9 protein-coding genes are annotated in these 11,683 nt (G+C 65.3%); 5 read left to right on the plus strand and 4 right to left on the minus strand.

The features are described 5' to 3' along the window. Nucleotides 1-113 precede the first annotated feature (113 nt). The 4 genes from parE (at nucleotide 114) to BMI91_RS04035 (ending at nucleotide 4,700) form a co-directional block, all read left to right on the plus strand. Nucleotides 114-2,069, plus strand: coding sequence for a DNA topoisomerase IV subunit B (gene parE, locus BMI91_RS04020; protein ID WP_078604017.1), 1,956 nt, complete (start codon nucleotides 114-116; stop codon nucleotides 2,067-2,069). A 35-nt stretch (nucleotides 2,070-2,104) separates the two neighbouring features. Next, nucleotides 2,105-2,719, plus strand: coding sequence for a hypothetical protein (locus BMI91_RS04025; protein ID WP_146684007.1), 615 nt, complete (start codon nucleotides 2,105-2,107; stop codon nucleotides 2,717-2,719). 629 nt (nucleotides 2,720-3,348) lie between these two features. Then, nucleotides 3,349-4,200: an aldose 1-epimerase family protein gene (locus tag BMI91_RS04030; RefSeq protein ID WP_078604019.1), complete on the plus strand. Its 852-nt coding sequence runs from the start codon at nucleotides 3,349-3,351 to the stop codon at nucleotides 4,198-4,200. Beyond that, nucleotides 4,197-4,700, plus strand: a complete 504-nt coding sequence (locus BMI91_RS04035) for a gamma-glutamylcyclotransferase family protein (RefSeq protein ID WP_078604020.1) — start codon at nucleotides 4,197-4,199, stop codon at nucleotides 4,698-4,700. Before BMI91_RS04030 ends, BMI91_RS04035 begins: the two co-directional genes overlap by 4 nt. Here the strand turns inward: BMI91_RS04035 and pdeM are convergent. Both pdeM and BMI91_RS04045 read right to left on the minus strand, forming a co-directional pair. Further along, nucleotides 4,673-5,320, minus strand: coding sequence for a ligase-associated DNA damage response endonuclease PdeM (gene pdeM / locus BMI91_RS04040; protein WP_078604021.1), 648 nt, complete (start codon nucleotides 5,318-5,320; stop codon nucleotides 4,673-4,675). The genes BMI91_RS04035 and pdeM overlap by 28 nt on opposite strands. Further along, nucleotides 5,317-7,722, minus strand: a complete 2,406-nt coding sequence (locus BMI91_RS04045) for a ligase-associated DNA damage response DEXH box helicase (protein ID WP_078604022.1) — start codon at nucleotides 7,720-7,722, stop codon at nucleotides 5,317-5,319. The genes pdeM and BMI91_RS04045 overlap by 4 nt, the downstream gene beginning before the upstream one ends. 260 nt (nucleotides 7,723-7,982) lie before the next feature. Here BMI91_RS04045 and ilvD point away from each other — a divergent pair, with 260 nt between their 5' ends. Continuing rightward, nucleotides 7,983-9,818, plus strand: a complete 1,836-nt coding sequence (ilvD, locus tag BMI91_RS04050; RefSeq protein ID WP_078519789.1) for a dihydroxy-acid dehydratase — start codon at nucleotides 7,983-7,985, stop codon at nucleotides 9,816-9,818. 52 nt (nucleotides 9,819-9,870) lie between these two features. Here ilvD and BMI91_RS04055 read toward each other — a convergent pair whose 3' ends face one another. Next, nucleotides 9,871-10,899, minus strand: coding sequence for an FUSC family protein (locus BMI91_RS04055; protein WP_078546016.1), 1,029 nt, complete (start codon nucleotides 10,897-10,899; stop codon nucleotides 9,871-9,873). 93 nt (nucleotides 10,900-10,992) lie between these two features. Beyond that, complete coding sequence (locus BMI91_RS04060) at nucleotides 10,993-11,535, minus strand: fructosamine kinase family protein (RefSeq protein WP_078604023.1); 543 nt, start codon at nucleotides 11,533-11,535, stop codon at nucleotides 10,993-10,995. Nucleotides 11,536-11,683 lie beyond the last annotated feature (148 nt).

The following is an 11,683-nucleotide window of genomic DNA, read 5'->3' on the forward strand; positions in this document are numbered from 1 at the left end:
GTTTTCGGGGGTGTGGGGCTTTCGAAGCGGATCGGGGCGGTGGGGTCTTCTTGCTCCTCCGCCCCAACCTGCGGTATCTCTTGTTTAGAAAACTACAAGAGAAAGCGAGCAGCATGGCCGACGATCTTCTGACGCCCCAGACCGATTCCTATGACGCCTCCTCGATCGAGGTGCTCGAAGGTCTCGAACCCGTGCGAAAACGCCCCGGCATGTATATCGGCGGCACGGACGAGCGCGCGCTTCATCACATGGTGGCAGAGGTGCTCGACAACTCGATGGACGAAGCGGTGGCCGGTCACGCCAACCGCATCGAGGTCGAGCTGCTCGCCGATCATTCCGTCGTCATCCGCGACAACGGGCGCGGCATCCCGATCGACCCGCACCCGAAATTCCCCGGCAAATCCGCGCTGGAAGTCATCCTCTGCACGCTGCACGCGGGCGGCAAGTTCTCGGGCGACGCCTACGAGACCTCGGGCGGTCTGCACGGCGTGGGCGCCTCGGTGGTCAACGCGCTGTCGGATTCGATGGTCGTTCAGGTCGCCAAGAACAAGGAGCTGTATGAACAGCGCTTCTCGCGCGGCATCCCCGAAGGTCCGGTGCAGAAGATCGGCGCGGCGCCCAACCGTCGCGGCACCACCGTCACCTTCCATGCCGACGAGCAGATCTTCGGCCATCACCGTTTCAAGCCCGCGCGCCTGCTGAAGATGGTGCGCTCGAAGGCGTATCTCTTCTCGGGCGTGGAGATTCGCTGGAAGTCCGAGGTCGATGACGGCGAAACGCCGACCGAGGCCACGTTCCATTTCCCCGGCGGCCTCGCCGATTACCTGACCGAGACGCTGAGCGGCGCAAGCACCTATGCCGACCGCCCCTTCTCGGGCAAGGTCGAGTTCCGCGAGAAGTTCAACGTGCCGGGCTCGGTCGAATGGGCGATCAACTGGACGCCGTCGCGCGACGGTTTCATCCAGTCCTACTGTAACACCGTGCCGACGCCCGAGGGCGGCACCCACGAGGCGGGCTTCTGGTCGGCGATCCTCAAGGGTATCCGCGCCTATGGCGAGCTGGTGAACAACAAGAAGGCCGCGCAGATCACCCGCGACGACCTGATCACAGGCGGCTGTGCGCTGGTCTCGTGCTTCATCCGCGAGCCGGAATTCGTGGGCCAGACCAAGGACCGCCTTGCCACCGTCGAGGCGCAGCGTCTGGTCGAAGGCGCCGTGCGCGACCACTTCGACAACTGGCTGGCCTCGGACACGAAATCCGCAGGCGCGATCCTCGATTTCCTCGTGCTGCGCGCCGAGGAACGCCTCAAGCGCCGGCAAGAGAAAGAGACCCAGCGCAAATCGGCCACCAAGCGGCTGCGTCTGCCCGGCAAGTTGGTCGATTGCTCGGCCACGAACCGTTCGGGCACGGAGCTGTTCATCGTCGAGGGCGACTCGGCAGGCGGCTCGGCCAAGATGGCGCGCGACCGCAAGAACCAGGCGCTGCTGCCGCTCCGCGGCAAGATCCTCAACGTGCTCGGCGCGGCAAGCTCCAAGCTCGGCTCGAACCAGGAGATCAACGATCTGACGCAGGCGCTCGGCGTGGGGCTCGGCACCAAGTTCAACGTCGACGATCTGCGCTACGACAAGATCATCATCATGACCGATGCGGATGTCGACGGAGCCCACATCGCCTCGCTTCTGATGACCTTCTTCTTCACCCAGATGCGCCCGATGATCGATCAGGGGCACCTCTATCTGGCCTGCCCGCCGCTCTATCGCCTGACCCAGGGCGCCAAGCGCGTCTATGTGGCCGACGACGCCGAGAAGGACGCGATGCTGGAGAAAGGTCTGGGCGGCAAAGGCAAGATCGACGTGCAGCGCTTCAAGGGTCTGGGCGAGATGGACGCGAAGGACCTGAAAGAGACCACGATGCACCCCGACACGCGCAAGCTGATCCGGGTGACGATCCACGACGACGAGCCGAACGAGACCGGCGATCTGGTGGAAAGGTTGATGGGGAAAAAGCCCGAACTACGGTTCCAGTATATTCAGGAGAACGCGCAGTTCGTGGAGGAGCTGGATGTTTGAGGAGGCTAGAGAAGGTTCCTGAGCCACTGAGAATATTGGCGATTTATCTCGCCTATATTGGGATATGGATACTCAATTGCGTCCCCCCTCTACTCCAAGGGAAGCACGAGGCATTTCAGGCTTCGGGCACCATCATTATTTGCTTTGCGATATTGCGGATAGGCCTTGATCGCGCGAAGTACGAAGAAAGCATTTCAAAAGCTGATCGCGAGACTATAGTTTCTGCTATCAACCGCTTGGAAGCGCATCGTGAGCTAAATGAGCAGAGACTTGCTCTAACCTTCGATATTCATATGTCTCTCATATCTAAAGGCCTATTGAAGTCCGGAATAGAAAACACATACGGACCAAACACCGAAGAGGAGAATAGGGCTTTATGCTTTGATATCGAACGAACAATTGGTGCTACAGGTGGGTACTATGCGGTTCCAGAGGATAATGATCTCGCCAAAGCAATCACTGATCTGAAATTAGCACGCGACAAGTATGCGCCTTGGAAAAATCGTTTATTTCGCATTGAAATCGCATTCCTAGTTATCGGAACCCTACAGAGTGGTTACGGCGCTGCCTTTTCCAGATGGCTTCAAGAGAACAACATTCTTATTTATATTTTAGATAAAGTAGAAAAATTTAGCGCGTTTCTCTTTTGATCCCTGCCCGGGCGACCAGCCCGGGCAGCGCCCGACCCTCCCCCCGGGAGGGCGCATTGACGACGCAGCCCACAGCCTCCCCGTCCTTCGGGCTTGCGAGATAAACCGCCCAAATCAGACGACAGCACAGCGCCCACCCAGGCTCGGGTGCTACCCTCATCTCTGACCACACGCGCCCGTCCGGCCCTCCGCTTGCGCTCCGGGCGTTCGCCGGGCGTCCTTCCACTGGAAGGCCGCCAGTCCCGGCTCACCCCTCCCCCCAGGAGGGCGCATTGGCGATGCAGCTCACAGCCTCCCCGTCCTCCGGGCTTGCGAGATAAACCGCCCAAACCAAAGACAACACAGCGCCCCCTGCACCGCGACGCGCGGCGCGTTCGCCGCTGAAGGCTTCCACTGGAAGCCTTCCGAGACGCGGCTCACCCCAAGGGTCGGGCGCTGCCCTCATCTCTCACCACACGCGCCCGTCCGGCCCTCCGCTCGCGCTCCGGGCGTTCACCGGGCGTCCTTCCACTGGAAGGCCGCCAGTCCCGGCTCCCCTCCTCACTCGGCACGAAACGGACACGGGCTTGGATCATCTCCGGCTGCGCGATACCAAGGCGCGATACGTCACAACCTCCGGATCCCGACACATGCCCCAGATTTCCTCCCAAAGCCTCAGCGTCACCATCGCCGATTTAGGCGCCGAGATGCAGGGGCTGAGCTATCAGGGGCAGGAGCTGCTCTGGGAGGGCGACCCGGCCTGGTGGAGCGGACAGGCCCCGATCCTGTTCCCCATCGTCGGCCTTCCCGCGCCCGGAGGGGTGACAATCGACGGCACGCCCCACGCGATCCCCAAGCACGGCTTCGCCCGCCACCTGCCCTTCCGCGTGACCGAGCTGACGCAAAGCCGCTGTTGCCACCTGCTCGAGCCCTCGCAGGAGACCGCGGCCTATCCGTTCGATTTCCGCCTCGAGATCGTTCACGAGGTCGTGGAGGCGGAGCTGCGCGTCACCGCCACGGTCAGCAATGCGGGCGACCGGGAGATGCCGTTTTCCTTCGGCTTTCACCCCGCGTTCCGCTGGCCGCTACCCGGCGCGACCGGCTCGCATCGGATCGAGCTGCGCAACGGGGCGGAGCCTGCCTTGGCACGGCTCGCGAATGGGATGCTGGGGCGCGCGCGGATGCCCTCGCCCTTCACGGCGGGCGCGCTGACCCTCAATCCGGCGCAGTATGAGGACGATGCGATGATCTTCCCCGAAGGCGCGGGCGACGGGCTGCGCTACTTCGCCGACGGGGCGCCGGTGCTCGATTTCCGCTTTTCCAACCTGCCCAATCTCGCCCTGTGGCAGAAACCCGGTGCGCCCTATATCTGCGTTGAGCCGTGGCACGGGCTGCCTGCCGCGGAAGGGGCCGGGCCGGAACTGGCTGCGCGGCCCGACGGCATGGTCTTGCCGCCCGGCGCGCAGGAGAGATTCGCGATGACCCTACAGGTGAGCGGATGATCCCCTACCTCGCCTACGGCTCCAACCTGCTGACCTCGCGGCTTGCCGCGCGCTGCCCCTCGGCCCGCGTGCTCGGGTTGGCGGCGATCCCCGGCCACAGCCTCGATTTCTCGAAACGCGGGCGCGACGGGAGCGCGAAGGCTACGATCACCGAAAGCGACGCGCGCACCCAAGGTGTGCTGTTCGAGATCACGGAGAGCGACATCCCCGCGCTCGATGCCGCCGAAGGCGCGGGGCTGCATTACGAGAAGATCGCGCTGGTGCTCGAGAACGGCCAGCGCGCGTTCACCTATCGCGCGCTACAGCGCCAGAACGGGATCGCGCCGTTCGAATGGTATCTGGCGCTGATCCGGGCGGGGCGGCGCGAGCACGGGCTGGGCCTGGGCGATCTGGCGCATGTCGAGCCGATCCCCGATCCAGAGCCCGACCGCCCCGGTTTCATTGCCGCACGCGAAGCGTTGGAACGCGCGGGCTATCGCGACTGGCGCAGCGCGCTCTGACCGATCGGGCGCACCGGCATTCCCGGCCCGGTCAGCACAGCGATGCCCGCCCCGACCAGAGACGACAGCTCCGGCCCGTCGCAATCCAACCCCCCGGTATAGGTGCCGAAAGCGGGCAGGATCAGGTGATCGCGCCCCACCAGAAACGCCCGATGCGACCGCCGCGCGATCGTCGCTTTGGGATGGTAATGCCCCGAAAGGTCCGGTCCGGTGTCTGCGATATGGCGCAGCGTGAGCGGGCCGATTTGCGTTTCTTCCACGGTCTGCCCAAGGCCGATCGGGTCATGGTTTCCCGCGATCCAGAGCAGTTCGGTCTGCGCCGCGATGCGGGTCAGACGCCCCGCGATCTCGGGGGCGATCTCTCCCGCCGCCGCATCGTCGTCGAACGCATCGCCAAGGCTGATCAGCCGCGAAGGCCGGAGGCGCAGCACCTCGGCCTCCAGCCGGATCACCGTGTCGAGGCTCTCGAAAGGCGGCAGCAGCGCGCCGCCACGCCGCGCCATCCGCTCGGACTTGCCCAAGTGAAGATCGGCCACGATCAGCGCGTCTTCCCCGGGCCAATAGAGCGCGCCCGACGGTTGCGCGATGAGCCGCTGCTCCGCGAAGGTGATCTCTCTCATTCCAGCCCCGCCTCGCGCATCATTGCCTGCGCCTCTTCTTCCATCAGCCGTGCCTCGCCCGTGCCGCCGCGAATGCCGACCTGCCCGTGCTCCAACAGCAAAGGCGCGGCCAGCGGCGTCACATGCGGGGCGCGGATATGCACGATTCTCTTGCCCTGGGCCAGCATCTCCTCGATCCGCTCGAAATCGACGAGGCCCCGGCTCGCCTCCTCGCGGGTGATGCGCAATAGCAGATGATCGGGGTCGTAGCGGCGCAGGGTGTCGTAGAGAATATCGGACGAAAACGTCGCCTGTTTGCCCGATTTGCGCTGCCCCGGCAGGTTACGCTGGATGAGGCCCGCAATCGTCGCGATCGACCGAAACGCGCGCTTCATCACCGCGTTGCTCTCCAGCCAGTCGCGCAGGCCTTCCCGCAACCCTTCGACTGAGAGCAGCGGCGCGGGGTCTTCGACCGGATCGATCGACCAGATTAGCAGCGCGTAATCGGTGGCGACGAACCCCAGCGGCCCGAGCCCCGCCTGCTCCATCCGGTGTGTCAGCAGCAGCGCGAGCGTCTGATGCGCGTTGCGCCCGGCGAACCCGTAGAGGCAGAAGAACGCCCGCCCGCCGCGCAGAAAGGTCTCGCAGGTCAGCGTGCCGGGGGCTGGCAGCGTGGAAATCTCACACTGCAGCGCCAGCCACTCGCGGGTATCGGGAGGCAGCTGATCCCAGTCCTCGGGCGTGGCGATCAGGCGCTGCACCCTTTGCGACAGCTCCAGCGAGGTCGCCATCTTCAGCCCCGAGAAGACGGCGATCTTCGGCTCGCGCGTGGCGGCATTCGTCACCTCCACGATCATCTCGCGCAGGCCCTCGTAGCGGACGACCTGCCCGCCGATCAAGAAAGTGTCTCCGGGGGTGAGAGACGAGGCGAACCCTTCCTCCACCTCGCCCAAGGGCGTGCCGCCGCGCCGGGATTTGCGGCGGACTTTCAGCTTCTCGGTCTCGGTGATCGTGCCGATATTCATCCGCAGATCGCGGGTCGCGCGCGGGTCGCGGAGCTGCCATTTGCCATCACGCTGCAACAGGCGCTGCCAGCGGTCATAGGCCCGCAGCGCGTAACCGCCCGTCGCGCAGAACTCCAGACAAGCGTCGAAATCCGCGCGTGGCAAATTCGCGTAAGGCCCCGCCCGCAGCGCTTCCGCATAAAGCGCATCCGTCTCAAACGGCCCGGCGCAGGCTGTGAGCAGGATATGCTGGCACAGCACGTCGAGCGGCCCGCGCCAGCGCCGCCCGCCGCCGTCCAGATCGTTCTCGCGCACGGCCTCCAAGGCGGCGGCACATTCGACAATCTCGAAGCGGTTTGCCGGCACGATCCGCGCGCGCGAGGGTTCGTCATAGCGGTGATTGGCGCGCCCGATCCGCTGCACGAGGCGCTTGACGTTCTTCGGCGCGCCGACCTGCAGGACCAGATCGACATCGCCCCAGTCGAGCCCCAGATCGAGCGAGCCGGTGCAGACCACCGCGCGCAACTCGCCTCTGGCCATCGCCTCCTCGACCTTGTGGCGGGCCTCGCGCGAGAGCGAGCCGTGATGCAGCCCGATCGGCAATGCGTTGTCGTTCACCTCCCAGAGCGCCTGAAAGAACAGCTCGGCCTGCGCCCGTGTGTTGAGGAAGACAAGGCTGAGCCGCGCGTCCTCGATCGCTGCCATCACATCGCGCGCGGCGTGCCGCCCGCCGCCGCCCGCCCACGGTGCGGGACGCTCGGTCGGCAGCATCTCGATATCGGGGGGCGGGCCTGGATCGGCCATGATCACCCGCGCGCCGCCCATGAAATCGGCCAGCGCCTGCGGGGCTTCAACCGTGGCCGACAGCCCCGTGACGGTCAGGCCCGGCGACAGGCTGCGCAGCCGCGCGACGCCCAGCATCAGCTGATCGCCGCGTTTGCTCTCTGCCAGCGCGTGGATTTCATCGAGCACCACCCGCTTCACGCCTGCGAAGATCTTCGGCGCTTCCGGGTAGGACAGCATCAGCGCGAGACTCTCCGGCGTCGTCAGCAAAATCTGTGGTGGATCGACCCGCTGGCGGCGACGCTGCGTGGCGGACGTGTCGCCGGTGCGATCCTCGATCCGCAGCTCCAGCCCGATCTCGTCCACCGGCGCGCGCAGGTTGCGGGCGATGTCCTTGGACAGCGCCTTGAGCGGCGAGACATAGAGCGTGTGCAGCCCCTCGTATCCCTCGGCCAGATCGACGAGCGACGGCAGAAAACCCGCCAGCGTCTTGCCGCCCCCGGTCGGCGCGATCAGCAGCGTATCTTCGCGCGCCGACAGCACGTCGAGCTGATGCCTGTGCGGTTGCCAGCCGCGGCTGGCGAACCAGTCGGCGAAGCGTTGCGGCAGGAGGGGCGTGGCGGCGGTCTCGGGCATCGCGTGAAAGGTAGGCGTGAGGAGCGGATGCGCAAGCTTTGCGACAGCTCTTGGCGCGGGCGGCCAGCTCGGGCCGCGCCCGCCCCTTCTTTAAAGCAATCAGCCTTTGCGCCGAGACGCGCCCCTCCCCCAACATCTCGCACCATCGCACACCCCACCCGCGCCATCTCGCCACTGTTCATTGGGCGATCCATGTTATATTCAGGCCTGCGACAGGAAATTGCCCGAGTCCCCTCGGGCGCGACAGAAACGGAAATCTTATGGCCTTTTATCGTTCCCGTAGATCCACCCATGGCCGCAACATGGCGGGTGCGCGCGGTCTGTGGCGCGCCACCGGCATGACCGATGACGACTTCGGCAAGCCGATCATCGCGGTCGTGAACTCCTTCACGCAATTCGTGCCCGGCCACGTCCACCTCAAGGACCTCGGCCAGATGGTCGCGCGCGAGATCGAGAGCGCGGGCGGCGTCGCGAAGGAATTCAACACCATCGCGGTCGATGACGGGATCGCGATGGGCCATGACGGGATGCTCTATTCGCTGCCTTCGCGCGAAGTGATCGCGGACTCCGTGGAATACATGGTCAACGCGCATTGCGCCGATGCGATGGTCTGCATCTCGAACTGCGACAAGATCACCCCCGGCATGATGATGGCCGCGATGCGCCTGAACATTCCGGTGATCTTCGTTTCCGGCGGCCCGATGGAGGCCGGCAAGGAAGGCGCGGAAATCATCGGTCACGACCTCGATCTGGTCGATGCGATGGTGGCTGCGGCCGACGACAAGTATTCCGACGAGGACGTGCTCGCGATCGAGAAGGCCGCCTGCCCGACCTGCGGGTCGTGCTCGGGCATGTTCACCGCGAACTCGATGAACTGCCTCGCCGAAGCGCTGGGTCTGGCGCTGCCGGGCAATGGCTCGATGCTGGCGACCCATGCCGACCGCAAGGAGCTGTTCCTCGAGGCGGGCCGCAAGATCGTCGAGATCACGCGCCGCCATTACGAGCTGGAAGACAAGGGCCTGCTGCCGCGCGAGATCGCCACTTTCGAAGCCTTCGAGAACGCAATGAGCCTCGATATCGCGATGGGCGGGTCGACCAACACGGTGCTGCACCTTCTGGCGATCGCGCATGAGGGCAAGGTCGACTTCACGATGGAAGACATCGACCGCCTCTCGCGCAAGGTTCCGGTGTTCTGCAAGGTGGCGCCCGCCAAGCAGGACGTCCACATGGAAGACGTCCATCGCGCGGGCGGCATCATGGGCATCCTTGGCGAGATGAACCGAGCCGGTCTGATCCATCAGGACGTGCGCACCGTGCATTCGGAAACGATGGCCGAAGCCCTGTCGAAATGGGACGTGATGGTCGCCAATGACGACGCCACGGATCAGTTCTACCGCGCGGCCCCGGGCGGTGTGCGCACGACGCAGGCCTTCTCGACCGAGAACCGCTACAAAGAGCTCGACCGCGACCGCGAAAACGGCGTGATCCGCACGGCGGAACATGCGTTCTCGCAAGATGGCGGTCTGGCGGTGCTCTACGGCAACATCGCCGAGCAGGGCTGCATCGTGAAAACCGCGGGCGTCGACGACTCGATCCTGAAATTCTCGGGCCCCGCGAAAGTGTTCGAGAGCCAGGACGACGCGGTGTCGGGAATCCTGACCGGCAAGGTCGTCGAGGGCGAGGTGGTCATCATTCGCTACGAGGGCCCGCGCGGCGGTCCGGGGATGCAGGAAATGCTCTACCCGACCTCCTACCTCAAATCGAAGGGCCTCGGCGCGAAATGCGCGCTGCTGACCGACGGACGCTTCTCGGGCGGCACCTCGGGGCTTTCCATCGGCCATGTCAGCCCGGAAGCGGAAGAAGGCGGCACGATTGGCCTCGTCGAAACCGGCGACATCATCGAGATCGACATCCCCAACCGCACGATCAACCTCGCCGTGGCCGACAATGTTCTGGCCGCGCGCCGCGAGGCGATGGGGCCGCTGCCGTGGAAACCGGCAGAGCCGCGCAAGCGCGCTGTCTCGACCGCGCTCAAGGCCTATGCGCTGCTGGCCAGCTCGGCGGCGAAGGGTGGCGTGCGCATCCTGCCCGAGTGATCGCACCCTAACGCGAATTGAAACGGCCGCCTTTCGGGGCGTCCGTTTTCATTCAGGCGGCATCGCTTTCGGGCAGGCTTTCTTCCCAACCGAGCCGCTTGCGGATCGCATGGGCGAGGTAGCTCATCGCCAAGGCCGAGACCCCGCCCAGCACCGTCCCCGCGACCCGGCCCCAAGCGTTCGACAAAGGCGCATCATTGCCCATCGAGACCATCACCACGATCAGCGCGGTCAGGAAGGCCACAAAGGTCGGGTAATGCGCGGGCGGCGCGAACAGGATCGCAGTCACGCCGAAGATCACATAGAGCCCCGGCATCACGAAACTGTCTGGCCCCAGCCACAGCACAAGCAGGCTCGCCCCCAGCCCGCCTGCGAGGGTCGCGAGGCTGCGCACCAGCACCCGGTCCCATGTCATGCCGGGACGCGGGCGAAGCATCAACAGCGCCGAGAGCGGCGCCCAGTAGGGGTGATTGATCGAGAAAGCCACTGCGATCCCGTAGGACAAGCCCACCGCGCCCATCGCCTGCAGCCCCTGACCGATCAGCGAGTTGAGCGGCGCAACGCCATCGGGCGGCACCTGCCCATCGAGCTTCGGCCCCGTCTTCGGCGCGAAGTGTTTCCAGATCACCCGCACCGCCTCTTCCACCGCCAAGACCCAGACCATCGCGCCGCCGACGGCGAGCAGTACCGGCCCGGGCGACGGGATGAACTGCACGAGGAAGGTCGAGAGCGAGAAGAACAGCCAGCTTTGCAGAAACAGCCACCACAGGCTCATATCGCGGCGCGAGAGCAGGCCAACGGCGAACGCGCCAAGCAGCATTCCCGGTACGCTCAGCGCGACACCCCCGATCATGACCTTCGCGGCGATCATGCCGGCGAAGATCCCGACCAGTTTGCCCGCAATATCGAGGAAGGTGACCGGCCAGCGCCGATTGCGGATCGACTTGCCCTGCCCCGTCGAGGTGGCGAAGCCCGCGCCAAGCGCCGCGAGTTCCTGCCCGCGCGGCAGATCGAGTGACAGCACGATCGCGACCAGCCCGCTCAGCGCAAGCGCTGCGGGCAAGCCGCGCGACCAGTTCAACTTCTGAAGTTGCGTAGGGGAGATAGTCACCAATTGCACCGTGTACCACCTTTCGATGCAGGCAAAGCGCCTTACCGACGCGCTGGTTCCCCGCTAGACGCCGATCCGGTCCAGAAGCCCCGCCACCATTCCGTGATAGCCCGAGCCGAACAGGCGCAGATGCACCAGCGCGGGCCAGAGCTGATAGATCGCCCGCCGCGCCTCGGCCCAGAACTCGGGCCATGTCGGGCGCACTGCATTCGGGATCGGCACCGGGCCGAAGGCATACTCGTCGGGCCAGCCGTAGGGCGCCTCATCCGGTGCCCCCGGCGCGCGGTGCTGGCGCCGAAGTATCTCGCCCAGTTCCAGCCACCCCGCACCCCTTAGGCCTCCGTGCTGCGGCAAGGCCTCCATCACGAGGCAGACCCGAGAGGCCGAGATCACCTTCGGCACCCGCGCGCCCGCCTCAGCGAGTGCACGCAGCATCTCCGCCTCGATCTCGGGGTGAGGCCCGCCCTTGGCGATCACCCGCTCTCCGGTCGGCAGGTCTAGCGCCAGCACCGGGCTCAAATCGCCGCCCGCCAGCGGCTCGGCCCGTCGCGGCGTGATTTTCAGAAGGCGCGCGGCCTCTGCCAATATCCGCGCCGTTTCGTCCATGTCGCCCTCCTGTTTTCGGTCGGTTGCCTTTTCTTGCGGCACCACAGGCGAATATCCGCTCTGTACGACAGGATTACGGTTGCGTGACGGGTTCCATCCGGTGCAAATGCCCAATGTTGCCGTCGATCAGCCTCCCCATGGCGGGTCA

The organism is Thioclava sediminum (genome assembly GCF_002020355.1).
In the GTDB taxonomy this organism is placed as follows: Bacteria; Pseudomonadota; Alphaproteobacteria; order Rhodobacterales; family Rhodobacteraceae; genus Thioclava; species Thioclava sediminum.